The sequence below is a fragment of the Mesorhizobium sp. ES1-4 genome (assembly GCF_020164745.1).
Classification (GTDB): domain Bacteria; phylum Pseudomonadota; class Alphaproteobacteria; order Rhizobiales; family Rhizobiaceae; genus Mesorhizobium.
In genome coordinates this window covers 423,767-445,162 of the sequence record NZ_JAIUGV010000003.1, presented here as the reverse complement: position 1 = coordinate 445,162, position 21,396 = coordinate 423,767, and the positions used below count along the sequence as shown (strand labels likewise).

Annotated in this window: 21 protein-coding genes; 8 read left to right on the top strand and 13 right to left on the bottom strand. The window is 64.0% G+C overall.

The genetic code is table 11. The features are described from left to right. Positions 1 to 5: 5 nt before the first annotated feature. Genes nagA through LB556_RS08140 form a run of 4 tightly spaced genes read right to left on the bottom strand, consistent with a single transcriptional unit; the run spans position 6 to position 3,863 of the window. Positions 6 to 1,178, bottom strand: coding sequence for an N-acetylglucosamine-6-phosphate deacetylase (gene nagA, locus LB556_RS08155; protein ID WP_224565872.1), 1,173 nt, complete (start codon positions 1,176 to 1,178; stop codon positions 6 to 8). Continuing rightward, positions 1,175 to 2,209: an SIS domain-containing protein gene (locus LB556_RS08150; protein WP_224565869.1), complete on the bottom strand. Its 1,035-nt coding sequence runs from the start codon at positions 2,207 to 2,209 to the stop codon at positions 1,175 to 1,177. The genes nagA and LB556_RS08150 overlap by 4 nt, the downstream gene beginning before the upstream one ends. Then, the gene (locus tag LB556_RS08145; protein ID WP_224565867.1) at positions 2,206 to 2,988 is read right to left on the bottom strand and encodes a GntR family transcriptional regulator; all 783 of its coding nucleotides are present in this window, start codon (positions 2,986 to 2,988) and stop codon (positions 2,206 to 2,208) included. The genes LB556_RS08150 and LB556_RS08145 overlap by 4 nt, the downstream gene beginning before the upstream one ends. Continuing rightward, a complete protein-coding gene (locus LB556_RS08140; RefSeq protein WP_224565865.1) occupies positions 2,985 to 3,863 on the bottom strand; it encodes a BadF/BadG/BcrA/BcrD ATPase family protein in 879 nt (292 codons plus the stop codon). The genes LB556_RS08145 and LB556_RS08140 overlap by 4 nt, the downstream gene beginning before the upstream one ends. Before the next feature lie 199 nt (positions 3,864 to 4,062). Between LB556_RS08140 and LB556_RS08135 the strand changes: the two genes are divergently transcribed. From LB556_RS08135 to LB556_RS08110, 6 genes are all read left to right on the top strand, one after another. Further along, positions 4,063 to 5,013: an N-acetylmuramic acid 6-phosphate etherase gene (locus LB556_RS08135; RefSeq protein ID WP_224565863.1), complete on the top strand. Its 951-nt coding sequence runs from the start codon at positions 4,063 to 4,065 to the stop codon at positions 5,011 to 5,013. A gap of 117 nt (positions 5,014 to 5,130) precedes the next feature. After that, entirely contained in the window at positions 5,131 to 6,390 is a 1,260-nt protein-coding gene (locus tag LB556_RS08130; protein WP_224565861.1) for an ABC transporter substrate-binding protein, read from the top strand. A 239-nt stretch (positions 6,391 to 6,629) separates the two neighbouring features. Then, complete coding sequence (locus LB556_RS08125; RefSeq protein ID WP_224565859.1) at positions 6,630 to 7,559, top strand: carbohydrate ABC transporter permease; 930 nt, start codon at positions 6,630 to 6,632, stop codon at positions 7,557 to 7,559. A gap of 10 nt (positions 7,560 to 7,569) precedes the next feature. Then, positions 7,570 to 8,409: a carbohydrate ABC transporter permease gene (locus tag LB556_RS08120; protein WP_224565857.1), complete on the top strand. Its 840-nt coding sequence runs from the start codon at positions 7,570 to 7,572 to the stop codon at positions 8,407 to 8,409. Further along, on the top strand, positions 8,406 to 9,485 hold the full coding sequence (locus LB556_RS08115; protein WP_224565855.1) for a Gfo/Idh/MocA family protein: 1,080 nt from the start codon (positions 8,406 to 8,408) through the stop codon (positions 9,483 to 9,485). The genes LB556_RS08120 and LB556_RS08115 overlap by 4 nt, the downstream gene beginning before the upstream one ends. 16 nt (positions 9,486 to 9,501) lie before the next feature. Next, positions 9,502 to 10,500 carry an ABC transporter ATP-binding protein gene (locus tag LB556_RS08110; RefSeq protein ID WP_224565854.1) on the top strand — a complete coding sequence of 333 codons (999 nt, stop codon included), beginning with the start codon at positions 9,502 to 9,504 and terminating at the stop codon, positions 10,498 to 10,500. A 191-nt stretch (positions 10,501 to 10,691) separates the two neighbouring features. Here LB556_RS08110 and LB556_RS08105 read toward each other — a convergent pair whose 3' ends face one another. From LB556_RS08105 to gcvA, 7 genes are all read right to left on the bottom strand, one after another. After that, the gene (locus LB556_RS08105) at positions 10,692 to 12,170 is read right to left on the bottom strand and encodes a mannitol dehydrogenase family protein (protein WP_224565853.1); all 1,479 of its coding nucleotides are present in this window, start codon (positions 12,168 to 12,170) and stop codon (positions 10,692 to 10,694) included. Between the two features lie 174 nt (positions 12,171 to 12,344). After that, positions 12,345 to 13,115 carry an L-iditol 2-dehydrogenase gene (locus LB556_RS08100; protein WP_224565851.1) on the bottom strand — a complete coding sequence of 257 codons (771 nt, stop codon included), beginning with the start codon at positions 13,113 to 13,115 and terminating at the stop codon, positions 12,345 to 12,347. A gap of 12 nt (positions 13,116 to 13,127) precedes the next feature. Next, a complete protein-coding gene (locus LB556_RS08095) occupies positions 13,128 to 14,132 on the bottom strand; it encodes an ABC transporter ATP-binding protein (RefSeq protein ID WP_224565849.1) in 1,005 nt (334 codons plus the stop codon). Between the two features lie 51 nt (positions 14,133 to 14,183). After that, the gene (locus LB556_RS08090; RefSeq protein WP_224565847.1) at positions 14,184 to 15,008 is read right to left on the bottom strand and encodes a carbohydrate ABC transporter permease; all 825 of its coding nucleotides are present in this window, start codon (positions 15,006 to 15,008) and stop codon (positions 14,184 to 14,186) included. A gap of 11 nt (positions 15,009 to 15,019) precedes the next feature. Continuing rightward, positions 15,020 to 15,892, bottom strand: a complete 873-nt coding sequence (locus LB556_RS08085; RefSeq protein WP_224565844.1) for a carbohydrate ABC transporter permease — start codon at positions 15,890 to 15,892, stop codon at positions 15,020 to 15,022. A 122-nt stretch (positions 15,893 to 16,014) separates the two neighbouring features. Further along, positions 16,015 to 17,325 (bottom strand): ABC transporter substrate-binding protein, encoded by a 1,311-nt coding sequence (locus tag LB556_RS08080; protein WP_224565842.1) that lies wholly within the window; start codon positions 17,323 to 17,325, stop codon positions 16,015 to 16,017. A 228-nt stretch (positions 17,326 to 17,553) separates the two neighbouring features. Next, positions 17,554 to 18,459, bottom strand: a complete 906-nt coding sequence (gcvA, locus tag LB556_RS08075; protein WP_224565840.1) for a transcriptional regulator GcvA — start codon at positions 18,457 to 18,459, stop codon at positions 17,554 to 17,556. Between the two features lie 110 nt (positions 18,460 to 18,569). Here gcvA and LB556_RS08070 point away from each other — a divergent pair, with 110 nt between their 5' ends. After that, positions 18,570 to 18,755, top strand: a complete 186-nt coding sequence (locus LB556_RS08070) for a hypothetical protein (protein ID WP_224565980.1) — start codon at positions 18,570 to 18,572, stop codon at positions 18,753 to 18,755. A 25-nt stretch (positions 18,756 to 18,780) separates the two neighbouring features. Here LB556_RS08070 and LB556_RS08065 read toward each other — a convergent pair whose 3' ends face one another. Beyond that, positions 18,781 to 19,740 carry a sugar-binding transcriptional regulator gene (locus tag LB556_RS08065; RefSeq protein WP_224565838.1) on the bottom strand — a complete coding sequence of 320 codons (960 nt, stop codon included), beginning with the start codon at positions 19,738 to 19,740 and terminating at the stop codon, positions 18,781 to 18,783. 244 nt (positions 19,741 to 19,984) lie between these two features. Here LB556_RS08065 and LB556_RS08060 point away from each other — a divergent pair, with 244 nt between their 5' ends. Beyond that, complete coding sequence (locus LB556_RS08060) at positions 19,985 to 20,617, top strand: HAD family hydrolase (protein WP_224565836.1); 633 nt, start codon at positions 19,985 to 19,987, stop codon at positions 20,615 to 20,617. A 3-nt stretch (positions 20,618 to 20,620) separates the two neighbouring features. Here the strand turns inward: LB556_RS08060 and LB556_RS08055 are convergent, their stop codons facing one another. After that, positions 20,621 to 21,388 (bottom strand): class II aldolase and adducin N-terminal domain-containing protein, encoded by a 768-nt coding sequence (locus LB556_RS08055; RefSeq protein WP_224565834.1) that lies wholly within the window; start codon positions 21,386 to 21,388, stop codon positions 20,621 to 20,623. Positions 21,389 to 21,396 lie beyond the last annotated feature (8 nt).

Genomic DNA, 21,396 nt, shown 5'->3' with positions numbered 1-21,396 from the left:
CGCTTTCAGCGGGACGCGCCGGCCTCGAACACCTTGTCGCCGCCGATCCAGACGCTTCCTATGCCAAGATCATCCGACAGTGCAACGATGTCCGCCGCCGTGCCGTTGGCGAAGCGGCCAAGCCGGTGCGACTGGCCGATCGCCTGAGCCGGGTAGAGCGAGGCCATGCGCAGGGCCTCGGACAGCTCCAGTCCGACGGTGCGGTGCATGAACCGGATCGCCGAGATCATGTCGAGGTCGGCGCCGGCCAGCGTGCCGTCGGCAAGCCTGAGGCTCCCGTCCTTGCGGTAGATGGTGCGGCCGTTGAGCGTGAACGAGGTCATGTCGGTGCCGATCGTCGCCATCGCGTCGGTGACCAGCACGATCCTGCCCGGTCCCAGCTTGGCGTCGAGCGCGATCCTGATCGTGGCGGGATGGACATGGATGCCGTCGGCGATCAGCCCGGCGGACAAGGCACCGGTGTCGATGGCCGCACCAGCCAGCCCGGGCTCGCGGTTGCCGATCTGGCTCATCGCGTTGAACAGGTGGGTTACGACGCTGGCTCCGGCCTCGGCGAAGGTTCTTGCCATGGCATAGCCCGTGTCGGAATGGCCGAGGCTGACGACGATCCCGGCCTCGGCCAAGGCCGTGACGCGGGCCGGGTCGACGGATTCCGGCGCGATCGTAGTGAGCAGCACCGGCATCTTCTGCCGCGCCGCGACCAGCATGGCCTGGTCGGCGTCCGTCATCGGCCGGATCAGTGCCGGGTCATGGGCGCCCTTGCGGGCGATCGACAGATGCGGACCTTCCAGATGCAAGCCGAGGAAGCCCGGCACCTTTTGCCGGGCAGCCGCTTCGCCGGCGGCGATTGCGGCGGCGGTGATTGCGGGTGTGTCGGTGATCAGCGTCGGCAGCAGCGCCGTCGTGCCGAATGGCGCGTGCGCCCGGCAGATGGTTTCGATCGAGGCGTCATCGGGATGGTCGTTGAGCATCACCCCGCCGCCGCCATTGACCTGGATGTCGACGAAACCCGGCACCAGCATGCCGCCACCGGTGTCGAAGGCGCGGATGTCCCCGGCAAGTGCGCCTTGCGGCAGCATGGCTTCGACGAGGCCATCGCGCACGACAAGGGCGTGGCCTTCATGCCAGTCGTCGCCGTCGAAAATGCGGGCGCCGGTCAGGGCGAAACGATCGCTCATACGGTCTCCGTCACCTTGCGAAGGTTGCGCGGCGCGTCCGGATCAAGGCCGCGATGGCGGGCAAAGGCCTCGACGAACATGTAGAAGGAGACGATCAGCGTCAGCGGATCGGTCAGCGGATGACCGGTTGCGACATGCGGCAGGCGCGTGGCGCGGTTGGCAAGGGCGGAAGTGACGAACACCGGCGCGCCCTTGGCCGCCAGGCTGTCGGCGGCTTCGGCGACCGAGGGCTCGGACGCGTCGCGCGCGGCCAACGCCAGCACCGGAAAGTCGGGGCCGATCAGCGCCAGCGGGCCATGCATGACTTCGGCCGCGCTGTAGGCCTCGGCATGCATGCCGCAGGTCTCCTTGAACTTCAGCGCCGCCTCGTTGGCCATCGCCGCCGATGGCCCGCGGCCGAGAATGAACAGCGACCTCTGCCTCTCGATCGTTTCGGCCAGCACGCCCATCCAGTCGCAGGCGATCGCCTTGCCGAAATGCTCGGGCAGGCGGGCAAGTGCCGCGAGAAGGGCTTCATCGCCGGTCGAATGCGCCATCAGGGCGAGACCGGCGACGGCGGAGTTGATGAAGGTCTTGGTCGCCGCGACGCTGCGCTCCGGGCCGGCCAGGATGTCGATCGCATAGTCCGAGGCCCGCGCGAGCGGCGAATCGGCGGTGTTGGTCACGGCGATGGTCAGCGCGCCGCCGGCCCGGGCGGTTTCGGCCATGGCGACGATGTCTGGGCTCTTGCCCGACTGCGAAATCGCCAGGCATGCCGCGCCGTCAAGCCGGAGCTTGCGGCCATAGATCGAGGCGATGGAGGGGCCGACAGAAGCGACGGCAAGGCCCGCGGTCAGCTCCACGGCATATTTCATGAAGGTGGCGGCATGGTCGGACGAGCCACGCGCCACGGTGACGACGAAATGCGGGTCGCGTTGCCTGATACCGCGCCCGGCTTCGGCCAGTAGCGTTCCCGAGCCGTCGAGCAGGCGGGCGACGGCTTGCGGGATCTCCTCGATCTCTCGTTGCATATGCGTGGTGTTGGGGGTCATGGTCTGTTGTCCTCTCCCGGCCCGGTCAGCCGGAGTTCAGCGACGAAGTCGTAAGCGTCGCCCCTGTAGATGGAGCGGGTGAATTCGATCACCTTGCCGCTCGCCAGATAGGAAATACGCTCGATGTGCAGGCCGGCAATGCCCGGCGGAACTTCGAGCAGGCGCGCATCGCCATCGCCGAGATTGGCGGCGGAGATGCGCTGCACGGCGCGCACCGGTCGGTTGCCGGTCAGTTCCAGTGCCGCGTAAAGCGAGGAGCCGATGCCGGCCGGATCGGGCAGCACTCTGGCCGACAGAGAGGCGCGTTCGATTGCCAGCGGCGTTTCGTTGGCGATGCGCAGGCGCGCCACGCGCGCCACGAGCTCGGTCGACGACAGGCCGAGCACCATCATCTCGTCGGGCGAGGGCGGGTACAGGCCGCGGTCGAGCCATGCCGAGCGCACCGCCATGCCGCGCCGCGCCATGTCCTCGGTGAAGGAGGTCAGCCTGGACAGCGACTGCTCGACGCGCTCCATGCGCGGCGCCACGAAGGTGCCGGAGCCGTGGCGCTGCACCAGTATGCCGCCCTTGACCAGGTCCTGCACCGCCTTGCGCACGGTGACGCGCGAAATGTCGGCCTTGGTGGCGATGTCGCGCTCGGAAGGCAGGGCGTCACCCGGTCCGATCAGGCCGCGATTGACGGCGTCCTCGATGCTTTTGCGCAGCTGCAGGTAAAGTGGCGCGCCGCTTTGCGAGGATTGTTTCAGCGCGGCAAAGATCTGGTCGGCAGCGTCGGTCATCGAGCCGCCTCCTTTCCGGCGAACAGACGGGCCGCCATCTGCACGGCGCCACCCAGCGCATCGTCGAGCGGCTCCCTCAGCAGAGCGTTGTAGCGCGCCGACAGGCGCGGCGCGTAGAGCGGCGCCAAACCGCCGAGCAGGCAGAGCGGCGCGTCGTCTGAAAGGCCGAGCGCGCCGAGCGAAGCCTCGACATCCGAGACCGCCTTGTCGACGATCCAGTTGGCGACGGCATCGCCCTTAGCCGCATGCTCGAAAACCATGGGTGCGAAGCCGCCGAAATCGCCGGGCTTGGCGTTGGTGGTGAACTCGACCACGTCTTCGGGATTGTTGCGGAAGACCGCCATCATGCTGTCGGTCAGCGGCGAGGCCTGGCGCACGCCATCATGCGCCAGCAACGTCTGCTCAAGCAGGTCGCGGCCGATGCGGGCGCCGCTGCCCTGATCGCCGACTTGAAACCCCCAGCCGCCAATGGCGCGCGATTTGCCGTTCTTGCGCGCCATATAGGCGGTGCCCGTGCCCAGGATCGCCATTGCGCCGTCACCGGAACCGACCGCACCTTCGAGCGCGATCTCCGCATCGGTCTCGACGCGGCTGGTGCTGAACGGCAGGATCGCTTCCAGCTGCTGCCGGTAGGTTCCGACATTGGCGCCGGCAAGGCCGAGAATGGCGGGTGTTTGCGCAATCAGGTCCGGGTCTTGCCCGGCTGCGATGAAAGCCTGCCGCGCCGCGTCGACGATGTTGGAGCGGGCGCCGGTGAGGTCGGTGCGGATGTTGGCGGCGCCGCTTTTGGCGCGGCCGACGACGACGCCGTCCGCTGTAGCCAGTGCGGCCCTGCAGCTGGTGCCGCCGCCGTCGATGCCGAGCACGAATTTCACGCGATTTCTCCTCCGGACCGATAATACCAATAAAATACCAATAGCCAAGGCTTAATTTGTCTTTCAAAAAGATTAAGCCGTATCTTATTGAAAAGCTCCGTCATTTTGCCGGCGAAGCGAATTCTGGCCGACGAATTCGTTAATGAGTGTGGACAAGTGGTATTTTTTTGGTATTGTTTTCGGAGTTGGAGGAACTGGGATGGCCGAAACGCGCACCGAAGCGCAGCATGGGAATGCCGAGGGGCTGGATATCCAGGCTCCCGAAGCAATCCTCGGCTCGCTGGCCGATGCGCAGGTCGAGGCCGCGAAGGCCGTCCGCAACGCCATTCCCTCCATCGCCAGGGCAGCCGAGATCATTGCCGGCAGTCTGAGCGGCGGCGGCAAGCTCGCCTATGCGGCGGCTGGCAGCTCCGGCCTGATGGCGCTGGCCGACGCGCTGGAACTGCCCGGCACCTTCGGCATCCAGCGCGATCGTATCGCCATCCTGATCGCCGGCGGCGACGAAGCTTTCAGGACACTGGCCGGCGGCCCCGAGGACGATACCGAGGAGGCCTCGACGGCGGTCGCCAATGCCGGGATCGGCGCGGGCGATTGCCTGATCGCCCTTTCGGCCAGCGGCACGACACCCTATGCGGTCCGTGCTATCGAAGACGCACGGCGCCGGGGTGCCGCCACCATCGGCATCGCCAACAACAAGGACTCGGCTCTGCTCAAGCGGGCCGACACCGCCATCCTGCTCGAAACGCCCCCGGAAGTCATTGCCGGCTCGACCCGCATGGGTGCTGGCACGGCCCAGAAGATCGCGCTCAACATGCTGTCGACGCTGACGGCCGTCCATCTCGGCCACGTCCATGACGGCTACATGGTCAATCTGATGGCCGACAACATCAAGCTGCGCGACCGCGCGGCGCGCATCGTCGCCGCCGTCAGCGGCCGCGACAGGGACGAAGCGGTCCGGCTGCTCGATAAGAGCGGCGGCGCGGTCAAGACCGCCATTCTGCTCGCCGCAGGCGCCGACAGCGCCGACGCGGCGCGGCAAATACTGGAAAGGACAGGCCAGAAACTGCGGCCGGCCCTTTCCGCGCTGGGGCATGATCCCGAAAAGTGGAAACCGCTTTTCGGAAAAGATCATGCTCGAACAAAGAGATAGAGCCTGTTTCATCCCGATTTCGGTCGGGGTGAAACGGGCTTGCGAGGGGAACAAGGGCTCCAAAGCCTAGGTTCTCATCAAAACCGAACCTGAAAAAGGTCAACAGGGAGACTGAGCATGACAACGAAACTACTGACGGCACTGCTTCTGGGCACAAGCATTCTCGGCTCGGCCGGGCTGGCTCACGCCGAGGACGTAACGCTCAACATCGAAAGCTGGCGCGGCGACGATCTTGCCATCTGGAAGGACAAGCTGATCCCGGCCTTCGAAGCCAAGAACCCCGGCATCAAGGTGGTGTTCGCCCCCTCGGCTCCGACCGAATATGACGCCGCGCTCGGCGCCAAGCTCGCCGCCGGCTCGGCGGGCGACCTGATCACCTGCCGCCCGTTCGACAAGTCGCTCGAACTGTTCAAGAAGGGCAACCTTGCCGATCTCTCGGCACTGCCCGGCATGGAAAACTTCTCGCCCGTCGCCAAGTCCGCCTGGCAGACCGATGACGGCAAGTCGAGCTTCTGCGTGCCGATGGCGTCGGTCATCCACGGCTTCATCTACAACAAGGACGCCTTCGACAAGCTCGGCATCAAGGTTCCGGAAACCCGCGACGAGTTCTTCGCCGCCCTCGACAAGATCAAGGCCGACGGCACCTACATCCCGATGGCGATGGGCACCAAGGATCTGTGGGAAGCCGCGACCATGGGCTACCAGAACATCGGCCCCAACTATTGGAAGGGCGAGGACGGCCGCAAGGCGCTGATCAAGGGCGATCAGAAGCTGACCGACAAGGACTGGGTCGCGCCCTTTGAGGAACTGGCCAAGTGGAAGCCTTATCTGGGCGACGGTTTCGAAGCCCAGACCTATCCGGACAGCCAGAACCTGTTCACGCTCGGCCGCGCCGCCATCTATCCTGCCGGCTCGTGGGAAATCGGCCTGTTCAACACCCAAGCCCAGTTCAAGATGGGCGCCTTCCCGCCACCGGTCGAGAAGGCGGGCGACACCTGCTACATCTCCGATCATACCGATATCGGCATGGGCCTGAATGCGGCTTCCAAGCATGCGGACGCGGCCAAGACCTTCCTGTCCTGGGTGGCCTCGCCGGACTTCGCCACCATCTACGCCAACGCGCTGCCGGGCTTCTTCAGCCTGAACTCCTCGCCGGTGAAGATGGAAGACCCGCTGGCGCAGGAATTCGTCTCCTGGCGCGGCAAGTGCAAGTCGACCATCCGCTCGACCTACCAGATCCTGTCGCGCGGCACGCCGAACCTCGAAAACGAGACGTGGGTCGAATCGGCCAACGTCATCAATGGCACCGACACGCCCGAGGCTGCTGCCAAGAAGCTGCAGGATGGCCTCGACAGCTGGTATCATCCGGCGAAGTAAGAGCTCAGGCAACGGAGCCGGCTGGGCGCATGCCCGGCCGGTTCCGGATTAGATACGCTCGTTCAGATAGCGATTGTCGGCACCGCCTCACGGCCTTACCCTTGCTCCTTATTGGGGAAGGCTAGCTGGATCAATCGCAGGCCTTTCTTGCTACATCGGCAAGAATGTCTGGGCGTCGCATCGAGGCACCATCTGGCATCGATATCGTCTGGAACCGAGAGACGGTGGGGACCGAACTCATGGCCGTACAAGCACGACCGAAAAGACCGTTTCGCTGGCACATCGCCGTCTTCCTGGCGCCCGCCGTGCTCGTCTATACGGCGATCATGATCTTGCCGCTCGCCGGCACGCTGCAGTTGTCGCTGTTCCGCAATGTCGATCAGCACCAGGTCTTCGTCGGCCTGGACAATTTCCGCACCCTGTTCGGCGACCCGAACTGGTCGGTCAATTTCTGGAACGCGCTGCGCAACAATGTCTGGTTCTTCATCATCCACATGCTGGTGCAGAACCCGGTCGGCGTGCTTTTGGCAGCCCTCCTGTCCAGCCCAAGACTGAGGTTCTCGGCCTTCTACCGCACGGCGATCTTCGTCCCGACCATCCTGTCCTTCGTCATCGTCGGCTTTGCCTGGAAGCTGATCCTGTCGCCTCTCTGGGGTGTGGCGCCGCATCTCATGGATATCGTCGGGCTCAGAAGCCTGTTCACGCCATGGCTCGGCAAGGAGCAATACGCGCTGACGGCGCTCAGCCTGATCTCGGTGTGGCAGTTCATCGGCATCCCGATGATGCTGATCTATGCCGCCCTGCTGTCGATCCCCGACGAGGTGATCGAGGCGGCCGAATGCGACGGCATCACCGGCCTGTCGCAGTTCTGGAAGATCAAGCTGCCGCTGATCCTGCCGTCGATCGGCATCATCTCGATCCTCACCTTCGTCGGCAATTTCAACGCCTTCGACCTGATCTACACGGCGCAAGGCGCGCTCGCGGGGCCGAACTATTCCACCGATATCCTCGGCACCTTCCTCTACCGCGCCTTCTTCGGCTTCCAGTTGCAGGTCGGCGACCCCAACATGGGCGCGACCATCGCCACGATGATGTTCCTGATCATCCTCGGCGGCGTCTGCGTCTACCTCTTCCTCATCCAGACGCGCCTGCGTCGCTACCAGTTCTGAGGGGCAAGAGATGAGCATCGCCACACGTTCGCTGCCCCGCACCATCGGCGCTCACGCGATCCTGTTGACCTACACGGTGATCGCGCTGTTCCCGGTGGTTCTGGTCATCATGAACTCGTTCAAGTCCCGTGCGGGCATCTTCGGCGCGCCGCTGACGCCGCCGACGCCGAAAACCTTCGACCTGATCGGCTACACCACGGTGATCGGCCAGGGCGATTTCTTCCATTATTTCCAGAACAGCCTCGTCGTCACCGTCGGCTCGCTGTTCTTCGTGCTGCTGTTCGGCGCCATGGCCGCGTTCGCACTGTCGGAATACCGCTTTCGCGGCAACACGCTGATGGGGCTCTACCTTGCGCTCGGCATCATGATCCCGATCCGGCTCGCCACCGTCGCCATCCTGCAGTTGATGGTGGCGAGCGGGCTGGTCAACACGCTGACGGCGCTGATCCTGGTCTACACCGCGCAGGGCCTGCCGCTGGCGGTCTTCATCCTGTCCGAATTCATGAAGCAGGTGTCGGACGATCTGAAGAACGCCGGCCGCATCGACGGCCTGTCGGAATACACGATCTTCTTCCGGCTGGTGGTGCCGCTGGTGCGACCGTCGATGGCGACCGTCGCCGTCTTCACCATGATCCCGATCTGGAACGACCTGTGGTTTCCACTGATCCTGGCGCCGTCGGAAGAAACCAAGACGGTGACCCTCGGCGCGCAGCTTTTCCTCGGCCAGTTCGTCACCAACTGGAACGCCATCCTGGCGGCACTGTCGCTGGCGATCCTGCCGGTGCTGGTCCTCTACGTCATCTTCTCGCGGCAGCTGATCCGCGGCATTACTTCCGGAGCCGTCAAGTGAGTTCAGAAGCACCTCTTCAAGTCCCAAATCCCCTCCGGGTAATCGTCGCCGGTCTCGGCAATATGGGCCGCAGCCATGCACTGGCCTACCACACCAATCCTGGTTTCCAGATCGCGGCGCTGGTCAACCGCTCCGACGTGCCGCTGCCGGACGGGCTGGCGGGTTATGGCATCAGGCGCTCCTTCGATGACGCCCTACGTGACGAGAAGCCAGACGTTGCCTGCATCGCCACCTATTCCGACAGCCATGCCGACTATGCGGTGAAAGCGTTCGAGGCCGGCTGCCATGTCTTCGTCGAAAAGCCCCTGGCAACGACCGTGGCCGACGCCAAGCGCGTCGTCGCCGCAGCCAAGGCCAACGGGCGAAAACTGGTGATAGGCTACATCCTGCGCCATCACCCGTCCTGGATCCGGCTGATCGCCGAAGCACGCAAGCTCGGCGGCCCCTACGTCTTCCGCATGAACCTCAACCAGCAATCCTCTGGCCATACCTGGGACACGCACAAGCAACTGATGCGGACGACGTCGCCGATCGTCGATTGCGGCGTGCACTATCTCGACGTGATGCTGCAGATCACCGACGCCAAGCCGGTCGAGGTGCGCGGCATGGGCGTGCGGCTGACCGACGAGGTCGCGCCCACCATGTACAATTACGGCCATTTGCAGGTGCTGTTCGATGATGGCTCCGTCGGCTGGTACGAAGCCGGCTGGGGTCCGATGATTTCCGAGACGGCTTTCTTCGTGAAGGACGTCATCTCGCCCAATGGCTGCGTGTCGATCGTCATGAAGGAAGGTGTGAAGTCGGACGACATCGACACCCACACCAAGACCTCGACCATCCGCTTGCACAGTGCGGCGACCGGCGCCGACGGCAAGTTCGCCAGGCCGGACGAGATGCTGTCGATGGCAGGCGAACCCGGCCATCAGGATCTCTGCGATCTCGAACAGGCTTTTGTCCTCAAGGCGATCCGCGAGGATATCGATCTCACCAGACACATGGACGACGCCGTGAAATCGCTCGCCGTCTGCCTTGCCGCCGACGAGAGCGTGCGCAGCGGCGCAGCCGTCAAACTCTAACGACAGGAACGAAGCCGTGGGCTCGCTGAAGATCGAGAATGTGAAGAAGGCTTTCGGGCCGGTCGAGGTGCTGAAGGGCATCGACCTCGAGGTGACCGATGGCGAGTTCGTCGTCTTCGTCGGACCTTCGGGCTGCGGCAAGTCGACCTTGCTCAGGGTCATCGCCGGGCTGGAGGATTCGACCTCGGGCCGGGTGCTGATCGATGGCGAGGATGTCTCCGCCACGCCGCCGGCAAAACGCGGCATCGCCATGGTGTTCCAGACCTATGCGCTCTACCCGCATCTGACGGTGAAGAACAATATGGGCCTCGGCCTCAAGCAGGCGAATACCCCGCCCGCGGAGATCGACCGCCGCATCGGCGTTGCCTCCGCCATGCTGTCGCTGGAACCCTATCTCGAAAGGCGGCCGGCCGAGCTGTCCGGCGGCCAGCGCCAGCGCGTCGCCATCGGCCGCGCGGTCGTGCGTGAGCCAAAACTGTTCCTCTTCGACGAGCCGCTGTCGAACCTTGACGCGGCGCTGCGCGTCAACACGCGGCTGGAAATCGCGCAGCTGCACCGCCGGCTCAAGGCGACAATGATCTACGTTACCCACGATCAGGTCGAGGCGATGACGCTGGCCGACAAGATCGTGGTGCTCAATGCCGGTCGCATCGAGCAGATCGGCGGTCCGATGGAGCTCTACAATTCGCCGGCAAACGAGTTCGTCGCCGGCTTCATCGGTTCGCCCAAGATGAACTTCATCGACGGCGCCCGTCTTGGCGAGACGGCCAGGACCATTGGCGTGCGGCCGGAGCACCTGACCGTCGATCCGAAGTCAGGCGCTTGGAAAGGCACGGTTGTGCATGCCGAGCATCTCGGAGCCGACACCAATCTCTATCTCGATTGCGAGAAAGCCGGCCTGATCACCGTGCGGATATTCGGAGTGTATGACGCGGAGGCTGGCGCCACGCTCTATGCGACGCCGGATCCGGCCAAGACGTACAGGTTCGGGGCTGACGGGAAGACCATTGGCTAAACTGGAAACAAGTCGGCGCCGCCCCTTGGCTCTTCATGCTCTTGCCGAGGAAATGTGGTAGGCGGCGTCTTCGCCGATGCTGCCGCCGACAAGTTCGATCATGCCGGGCGGCGCCGGGACGGAGAGCGGCTCGCTGTCGACCAGCACGCCGTCGCGGTCGACGATAACCAGCTCATCATGCCGGCTGGCTCTCAGAGCTTGCCGGCAAGGTAGCGCGTCAGCGTGGCGCGCGTGCCATTGGCCCAGAGCACGTTGAGCGCGTGGGCGAAGGCCTCGACGAAGGCGCTGGCGCGGCCGACATCGCCATAGATGTCGTCCATGGCAAGCCACGCGGCGGGCGCGTCCTTTGCCGCCTTTGCCGTCGCCTGCAGCCGGTCCCAGCTCGGATCGTTGGGCTCGATGACGGCGCCGCTGTCCGTGGTGCCGAAGCAGTAACGGCACCAGAGAGCCGATTCCAGCGCCAGTCCGGCGACACTCTTTCCAGCCTTCAACCGGTCGGCGATGGTCGGGATGATGAATTTCGGCTGGCGGTTGGAGCCGTCGAGGCAGAGCCGGCGCACCGTGTCGCCAATCTTGGGATTGGAGAAGCGCTTCTCTATGAGCTGGTAATAGTCTTCCAGCACCGTGTCCGGCACTGGCGGCACTGTCGGGATGATCTCGTCATGCTCGAGCTTGTCGAGGAACCCGCGCACCAGCGGCTCCTGCATCGCCTCGTGGACGAAGTAGATGTCCATCAGCCCGGCCGGATAGGCAATGGTGGCGTGGCCGCCATTGAGGATGCGGATCTTCATCACTTCGTAAGGGGCGACATCCCTGACGAACTGCACGCCGACCTTTTCCAGCGGCGGGCGGCCATCGGTGAAATGGTCTTCCAGCACCCATTGCCGGAACGGCTCGCAGAATACCGGCCAGTTGTCCTCGAGGCCGAAATCGTCGGCGAGGATCTTGCGCTCGCGGTCGCTGGTCGCCGGCGTGATGCGGTCGACCATGGCGTTCGGAAAGGCGACATGGTCGCTGACCCAGTTCGCCAGGTCCTCGTCGATCAGGCGGGCAAGGCCGATAACGCCATCCGACGTGACATGCCCGTTATGGGGAATGTTGTCGCAGGACATGACCGTGAACGGCACGATGCCATCCTGGCGGCGGCGCACCAGCCCGGCCAGGATGATGCCGAACACGGTCTTCGGCGTGGCGCCCGGCCGCGCGTCGGCGACGATGTCAGGGTGGGTCGGATTGAACACGCCGGAGGCCGGATCGATGAAATAGCCGCCTTCGGTGATGGTCAGCGATACGATCCTGATCGCCGGATCGGCCAACCGGTCGATGATGGCGGCGGCGTCTCCCGGCATCAGGAAATCGATCATCGCGCCAGTGACGCGGGCGCTCATGTGGCCTTCGTCCTGCTCGACCACGGTGGTCAGCCAGTCCTGCTCTTCGAGCTTGCCGCGGCCGATCTTCTCGCCGTCGAACACGCCGGCGCCGACCAGCGCCCAATCGTGGCCGATGCCCTGGCCGAACAGGTCGTCGAGATAGACGGCCTGATGCGAGCGGTGAAAATTGCCGACGCCGAAATGCACGATGCCGGCCTTCAATTTCGAGCGGTCGTATTTCGGACCGGCGACCTTGGCGGGCAGCTTGGAGAGGTTGGAGGAGGAGAGTTTCACGGTCATTTGCTTTACCCTTTTGGCCGGGCTACGGCCTTGATCATTCTCCCTTCCCCGTCCTTCACGGGGGAGGGTAAGGGTGAGGGGCAGCGCGCCAACGCTTCCGATGTCTGCGATGCCCGTCATTTGCTTGCCGGCATCTTCTCCCCGTGAAGGACGGGGAAAAGAGCGCCTTCCCCCTCAACTCATCCACTGACCGCCATCGACATTGTAGGTCTGGGCAACGATATATTCGGCCTCGTCGCTGGCCAGAAACACCGCCATGCCGGTGAGATCCTGCGCCGTGCCCATGCGGCCGTAAGGCACACTCGCGCCGACTAGTTTCTTCTTTTCGCCCCTCGGCCGGTTCTCGTATTTGGCAAACAGCGCATCGACGTGATCCCAGTGCTCGCCATCGACGACGCCGGGCGCAATGGCGTTGACGTTGATGCGGTGCTTTATCAGGTCGAGCCCCGCCGACTGGGTCAGCGAGATGACGGCGGCCTTGGTGGCGCAGTAGACCGCGACCAGCGGTTCGCCGCGACGCCCGGCCTGGCTCGCCATGTTGATGATCCTGCCGCCCTTGCCGCGCGCGATCATCGAGCGGCTTGCCGCCTGCAGCATGAACACCGTGCCGGCGACATTGACGGAGAAAAGCTTTTCGTAGCTCGCCCGCGATATCTCCACGATCGGCGCTAGGTCGAACAGAGCGGCGTTGTTGATCAGGATGTCGAGGCCGCCGGTGTTGCTCTCCACCGCTTTGACGGCGGCATCGATGGACGCCTGATCGGCGACGTCAAGCTTTACCGCATAGGCATGGTCGCCGATCTCAGCCGCGGTCTGGCGCGCGGCGTCGAGATTGATATCCGCGATCGCCACCGTGGCGCCTTCGCGCACATAGGCTTCGGCGAAGGCTCTGCCGATGCCGCGCGCCGACCCGGTGATCAGCGCCGATTTGCCTTTCAACCTCACTGTCCCATCCCCTCACTGGGCCATCGCTTTTCCGTCAGATCCGAAGCGGTGCAGCTTGGCCGTGTCGGGCGTGAGATATATGGTATCGCCATGGCGGACGCTGAGTTCGCCGTCGGCGCGCACGGTCAGCGGACCGACGCCATCGGCCTGGACATGCAGGAAGGTGTCGGAGCCCAGATGCTCGGCAACGCCGACGGTGGCTTTCCAGTCGCCAGCCGTGGTCGAGATCTGCAGATGCTCGGGTCGGATGCCGATGGTCTTGGCGCCGTATTTCGCTGCCGGCGCGCCCTCGATCAGGTTCATCTTCGGCGAGCCGATGAAGCCGGCGACGAACAGGTTGCGCGGTGTCTTGTAGAGCTCCATCGGCGAGCCGACCTGCTCGATGTTGCCGCCGTTCAGCACGACGATCTTGTCGGCCATCGTCATGGCCTCGACCTGGTCGTGGGTGACGTAGATCATCGTCGTCTTGAGCTGATGGTGCAGTTCGCTGATTTCGAGCCGCATGGTGCCGCGAAGCGATGCGTCGAGGTTGGACAGCGGCTCGTCGAACAGGAAGGCCGAGGGCTGGCGCACGATGGCGCGGCCGATGGCGACGCGTTGGCGTTGGCCGCCGGAGAGCTGGCTGGGCCGGCGTTCGAGATAGTTGGTGAGGTTGAGCACGCGGGCGGCGTCCTTCACCTTCCTGTCGATGGTCGCCTGGTCCTCGCCCGCCATTTTCAAGGGAAAGGCGATGTTCTTGGCGACCGTCATATGCGGGTACAGCGCATAGGACTGGAACACCATGGCGAGCTTGCGCTTGGCCGGTGCCTCGCCGGTGACGTCACGGCCATCGATGTTGATGGTTCCGCCGCTGGTATCCTCCAGCCCGGCGATCAGCCTGAGCAGCGTGGACTTGCCGCTACCCGACGGGCCGACGAAGACGACGAACTCGCCATTCTCGATCACCAGGTCGAGGCCGGGGATGATAGACGTCGATCCAAAGGATTTGGAGACGTTCTTGAGTGTGATGTTTCCCATGATTTCCTCCCCGAGGGCTGTTTTCCGCCGATTGCTTCACGCCAGCGTCCGCTACTTCACCGCACCAAATGTCAGGCCTCGCACCAGCTGCTTCTGGCTGAACCAGCCCATGATCAGGATTGGCGCGATGGCCAGCGTCGAGGCCGCCGAGAGCTTGGCCCAGAACAGGCCTTGCGGACTTGAGAAGGAACTGATGAAGGCGGTGAGCGGCGCGGCGTCCGTGGTGGTCAGCCGGATGGTCCAGAAAGCCTCGTTCCAAGCCAGGATGATGTTGAGCAGCATGGTCGAGGCAATGCCGGGCACCGCCATCGGGGTCAGCACATGGATGATCTCGTTCCACAGCGACGCGCCGTCCATGCGGGCCGCTTCCAGGATCTCGCCGGGGATCTCGCGGAAGTAGGTGTAGAGCATCCAGACCACGATCGGCAGGTTGATCAGCATAAGCATGACCATCAGGCCGATGCGCGAGTCCAGCAGGTCTAGATCGCGGAAGATCAGGTAGATCGGGAACAGCACGGCGACAGCCGGCATCATCTTGGTGGACAGCATCCACATCAGGATGTCCTTGGTGCGCTTGGTCGGCGAGAACGCCATCGACCATGCCGCCGGAATGGCGACCAGCAGGGCCAGGATGGTCGAGCCGACGGACAGGATCACCGAGTTCAGGAAGAACTTGAAGTAGCCGCTCTGCGCCTGGACTTCGGCATAGCTTTCAAAGGTCCCCGACGGGATCAGGTTGAAACCCTGGATCGCTTCCTGCTCCGACTTGAACGAGGTGATGATCGTATAAAGGATCGGGAAGAAGATCAGCAGGGCGACGATCCAGGCCGCAACGGTCGCGATTGTCTTGTGCCGGGTGGTGACTGAGCGTGCCATCTTGACCTCCCTTACTTGTCCAGGTTCTTGCCGACGGCGCGCATGGCGAAGAAGGCGACGATGTTGGCGAGAATGACCGCGATGATGCCGCCCGCGGATGCCTGGCCGATTTTGAATTCCAGCAACGCCTTCTGGTAGACGAGGAAGGGCAGGTTGGTGGAGGCGTATCCAGGGCCGCCATTGGTGGTGACCAGGATCTCGGCATAGACCGACAGCAGGAAGATCGTCTGGATCAGGATGACGACGGTGATGGCGCGCGACATGTGCGGCAGCGTCAGGTAGATGAAGCGGCTGATGAAGCCGGCGCCGTCCATCTCGGCGGCTTCCTTCTGTTCGCCGTCGAGCGATTGCAGCGCGGTGAGCAGGATCAAGGTCGCGAAAGGCAGCCATTGCCAGGCGACGATGATGATGATCGCCAGCATCGGGTATTGCCCGAACCAGTCGATCGGTTGTGCGCCGAAGAAGCGCGCTATATCGGCGAACACGCCATATTGCGGATGCATGATCATGTTCTTCCAGACCAATGCGGCCACCGGCGGCATGACGAAGAACGGCGAGATGACGAGAATGCGCACGATCCCTTGTCCCCACATCGGCTGATCGATGAGAAGCGCCAGCAGGATGCCGCCGATCACTGTGATCAGCAGCACGCTCACCACCAGGATAAGCGTGTTGAGGATCGACTGCAGGAAAGCGGGGTTGGAATAGAACAGCGCGTAGTTGGAGAGGCCGACAAAGCCGTCGCGAACCGGATTGAGCGGATTGTATTGCTGGAAGGAGAACCACAGCGTCAGCGCCAGCGGAACAACCATCCAGACCAGCAGCAGCACCACGGAAGGCGCCATCATGAATCGGGCAAGCGAACGGGTCTGCTGAGTAGCCATGACGGTCACCCTTCAAGGATCGACGGGATTTTCAGAGGCGTTGAAGGCGGCCGCCCGAACTGGGTTTCGGGCGGCCGTTGCCGGTCATGGTCGTCGGCCGGCATTCGGCACCGGGAGGAGCCTTACTTGATATAACCGCCCTCGGTCATCGTCGCGGTCGCGGCGTCCTGGGCCTGCTTCAGCGCGTCGTCGACGCTCGACTGACCGGCAAGGGCCGCCGAGAAGAGCTGGCCGACGGTGGTGCCGAGGCCCTGGAATTCAGGGATGGCGACGAACTGCACGCCGACATAAGGCACCGGCTTGACGGTCGGATGCGTTGGGTCGGCGGCGTTGATGGAGTCCAGCGTCATCTTGGCGAACGGAGCCGCCTTCTGGTACTCCGGATTGGCGTAGAGCGAGGAGCGCGTGCCCGGAGGTACATTGGCCCAGCCTTCCTTCGATGCGACGAGTTCGGCGTAATGCTTGCTTGTCGCCCACGACACGAACTTCTCTGCGGCGTCGGCTTTCGTGGTGCCGGCGGGAATTGCCAGCGACCACGCCCACAGCCAGTTGCCGCGCTTGCCCAGTCCATTGTCCGGCGCCAGCGCATAGCCGACCTTGTCGGCGACGGTGGAGTTCTTCGGATCGGAGACGAAGGAGGCGGCGACGGTGGCGTCGATCCACATGCCGCACTTGCCCTGCTGGAAAAGCGCCAGGTTCTCGTTGAAGCCGTTCGACGAAGCGCCTTCGGGACCATCGGCCTTCATCATGTCGACATAGAACTGCAGCGTCTTCTTCCACTCGGGCTGGTCGAACTGCGGCTTCCAATCCATGTCGAACCAGCGGGCGCCGAAGGAATTCGACATGGCGGTCAGGAAGGCCATGTTTTCGCCCCAGCCCGCCTTGCCGCGCAGGCAGATGCCGTTCACGCCATTGGCGCGGTCGGTCATCTTGTCAGCGGCCTGGCGGATGAAGTCCCAGGTCGGCGCGTCGGGCATCTTGAGTCCCGCCTTCTCCATCAGGTCCTTGCGGTACATGACGAAGGAGCTTTCGCCGTAGAAGGGCGCGGCATAGAGCTTGCCGTCGACCGAAAGGCCACCGGCGATGGCCGGGATGATGTCCTTGACATCGTAGTCGGCGCCGAGCTTCTCGAGCGGCAGGAGCCAGCTCTGCTTGGCCCAGATCGGAACCTCGTAGGTGCCGATGGTCATTACGTCGTACTGGCCGCCCTTGGTGGCAATGTCGGTGGTGACGCGCTCGCGCAACACGTTCTCTTCGAGCGTGACCCAGTTGAGCTGGATGTCGGGGTTGGCCTTGGTGAAGTCGTCGGTCAGCTTCTGCATGCGGACCATATCGCCGTTGTTGACGGTGGCGATGGTGATGGATTCGGCATGTGCAGCGAACGCCAGCGCGCTGGCCGAGCACAAGCCCAGGATGAGCGTACGAAGTTTCATCAAATTCCTCCCATGGACCAAGATGAGCATTTGCCTTGGCTGTGGGCAATTACTCACTAAGTGTGAATTATGTCAAGCCGGATTCGATGCTGCAGCGCAGCACACGAGCAGCGAATGGCGCGGGAGGATCGGCCACAGGGCTGGGATTGCCGCCGTCCCGGGCCCGGGGGCGGCCGAAAACCTCTCCGAACGGGACGTGATTTCTTGCCCGGCCTGCTGGTCCGCCGGTCAGCAGGCGATCTCGGCCAGCAGCCAATCGCGGAAGGCGCGGATCTTGGGCACGTTGCGGCGCGCCTCGGGGTAGACCAGCCAGTAGGCATGGCCGTCGTCGCCAACGAGGTCGAACGGCTGGACCAGCCGGCCATCGGCGAGTTCGGCCTTGAACAGCGCCCGGGTCAGGATCGCCACGCCATGGCCCGATATGGCCGCGTTGGCTTCATAGGCCTGGGCGCCCATGCTGCTGCCCGGCCGCCCGGCAAGATCGTGGCTGTGCACGCCGGCGGCCTCGAACCATTGCGTCCACCAGATATCGCTGGGATCGAGGATCGGCAGCTTGAGCAGATCGGCCGGTTCTTTGATGCCGCCGATGCTCGCCGCGAGCTTGGGGCTCAGCATCGGCGTGAAATCGGCATCGAGCAGCTTGTGGGCTTCCAGCCCCGGCCACTTGCCGCCGCCCGAGCGGATGGCGAGGTCGACATCCTCGCGCGCGAAATCCGTCAGCCGGCTCGACGTCTCGAGCCGCACGGCAAGCGACGGATGCGCGATCTGGAACGCGCCAAGATGGTGCGCCAGCCAGTTGGAGGCAAAAGTCAGCACCGTGGTGACACACAACAGCCCGTCCGCGCCGCCGCGCGCGGCGGCATAGGCCTGGCCGAGAATGGCGAAGGCTTCGCTGACGGCCGGCGCCAGGCGCTGGCCCGCCTCGGTCAGTTCGATCTGTCGCGGCCGGCGCAGGAACAGCGGTGCGCCGACGCGCTCCTCCAGCACCTTGATCTGATAGCTGACGGCCGCTTGCGTCATGGCGAGCTCCCCGGCGGCCTTGGTGAAGGAAAGATGCCGTGCCACCGCCTCGAACACCCGGATCGCCTGCAACGGAGGCAATTGCGAAACCTGCGGCGCGCTGAGGTCAGGCATAAAGCCTCCTTATGGGTCGTTATCGACGTTCGATTGGCAAAGGCGGCCGGCAAGGCCGACATTCATCCTCAACCCGTCGTTCGGGTTCAGGATAGCGAAGGTTGACCATCATGACCATGACGCAGCAAAAATGCACTCCCGCTCCCGATCACCGCTGGATTTCGTGGCTCACGGACGGATTCGGCTGGTTCGCAATCAGAAAAAAGGCGCATCTCGACATCAGGGACCTGTCGCCGCATCTGCAGCGCGACCTCGGTTTCCTCGATGGCAACGACCCTTTCGGCCGGCACCAATAGCCTTGCTGGCTTTATCGCCAAGCCGTCAAATGCTGGCGAGCAGGGAGGCCGCCGTCCGCTCGTCGGTGATGAGCCCGTTGACCAGCCGGCGGTTGACGGCCGCCAGGATGCCGGGCAGCTTGCGCTCGCCCATGGCGAGCGCGATGACCAGCGACTTCTCGCGCGACGGCAGCGCCGCCGACGACACCCGGTCATTGGTGATGCCTTCGATCATGCGGCCTTCGCGATCGAACACCCAGCCGACGATTTCGGCGACGCCGCCGGCCTTCTGCAAGGCTTTCAGCTCGCTTTCGGAAATGAAGCCGTCCTCGTAGAGCGGCGCCTTCGGGCCGAGGTCGCCGATACCGATGAAGGTGACATCGGCCTCAGCGGCAAGCACCAGCGTTGGCTGGATCATCGGCTGGTTGAGCAGCATCTCGCGCTCCTGCGGCGAGGACGCGATGACCGGCAGCGGCATCGGGAAGGACCGCGCCTTGACCCTGTCGGCCATGGTGAAGATGACGTTGTAGAAGGCGGCGGAGCCGTCCGGCGAGATGTTGCCGGTCAAGGACACCACCTTGTGCTGCGGGCATTCCATGGGCGGCAATTGTTCGATCGCCGCCTTCAGCGTGCGTCCGGTGCCGATGCCCATGACGATCGGCGTCGGCGACCGCAGCCGCCGCTCGATCTCGGCGGCCGCCGCCTCGGCGATGCCGATGGTGGTGGAGGATGAATTGGGGTCGCTCGGCACCACCTCGACCAGATCGAGCGCGAAGCGCGATTTCAGCCGTGCCGCGAGGTCCAGGCAGTTGGCGATCGGATGATCGACGCGGACCTTGATCAGGCCTTCCGATACCGCCAGCGACACCAGCCGCTGCGCCGTCTGCCTCGATACGCCGAGCGTGGCGGCGATCTGGTCCTGTGTGTTGCCGGCAACATAATAGAGCCACCCGGCGCGCGCCGCGTCGTCCAGCCTGTTGCTGCCGCCATCCTGCCGGGTATTCACGTCTGCCTCCCGAACCCGCCGGTCATCAGGCGGTCCGCATCAGTTTCGCAGGGAATGGCCGCCTGCGCAATTGCCAATCTCAAGAGCAAATGCTTACTTCGACGCAGCGGCGGTTTTCTCCGCCAACATTGGACCGGAGCAAGCGCGGCGGGTTCCATTTTTCCAGCGGAAGCCGTGTTCCATGGCCGCCAAAGGTTTATCTCCCGCCGCAAACCCTTTAAGGGATCGCAAAAAGGAGCGCTGCATGACACCGAAGGCGGTTTTCTGGGACATGGACGGCACGCTGGTCGACAGCGAACCGCTGCACGCGGCAGCCCTCGTTGCAGCGATGCGAAATGCCGGCCTCACGCCGCCGGCTGATCTGCATGAGCGCGTGCTCGGCGTCGCCGCCTGGCCGGTCTACGAAATGATGCGCGACGAGTTCGGGCTGCAACTGCCTTTCGACGAATGGATCGTCCACAAATACGAGCATTACCTGCCGCTGGTCGAAGGGCTGAAGCCGCGGCCCGGCGCCATCGAGATCTTCAATGAATTGCGCTCGCTCGGCGTCCAGCAGGCTGTGGTCTCCAACTCGGACCGGATGATCGTCGATGCCAACCTGCGCATGGTCGGCCTTACCTACCCCGGCATGAAGACGATCAGCCGCAACGACGTGCGCGAAGGCAAGCCGCACGCCGAGCCTTTCCTGCGCGCCGCCTATCTGGCCGACGTCGATCCCCTGCATGCCGTCGCGGTCGACGACAGCTGGCCCGGCGCCATGGCGGGCCTGGCGGCTGGAATGAAGACGATCTTCTGGCCGGAAGCGCCGATGGAAGGACCGCCCGGCGCCATCGTCATCAACAGCGCCGAGGAATTGCGGGCCCAGCTCGGACTGTAATCCTCAGTTCCGGTAAACCGGCTCCTGCTCGTCGAGGATCGCCTTCAACTCGGCGAGGTGACGCTCGGCCTGGCCGGGATAGTCGTCCATCTCGCTTGCCGCCTTCTCGGCGATCGCGTCGGAGAGGGTGCGCAGCGGCCGGCCGGTCCACAGCGCCTTGATGTAGGTCTCGGCGGCGCGCTCGAAGTAGAACATGCGGTTGAAGGCATCGGCGACGGTGTCGCCGATGACCAGCACGCCATGGTTGCCCATCACCATCACCTTGACCTTGGGGTCGGCGAGAAGCTGCGAGCAGCGTTCGCCCTCTTCCTCGAAGGCCAGCCCGCCATAATGCGCGTCGACCACGTGACGGTTGAAGAACATCGCCGAGTTCTGGTCGATCGGCGGCAGAGTCGAGTCGGCAAGCGAGGCCAGCACCGTGGCGTGGATCGAATGCACATGCATGACGCAGCGCGCGTGCGGTACATTGCGATGGACCGCGCCGTGCAGGCCCCATGCCGTCGGGTCGGGCGCATTCGGTCCCGAAAGCGTGTCGGGGTCGTTGGCATCGATCTCGATCAGGTCGCTCGCCTTGATGCGCGAGAAATGCACCTGGTTCGGGTTCATCAGGAACCTGGTGCCGTCGTCGTTGACGGCCAGCGAAAAATGATTGGCCACCGCTTCGTGCATGTTGAGCCGCGCCGTCCAGCGGAAGGCGCAGGCGAGATCGACGCGCTCTTCATAGAAGGGCAGGTTGGTCAGCGTTTCCTTCTGCAGGCGGGCGATGCTCATCTGAAAAA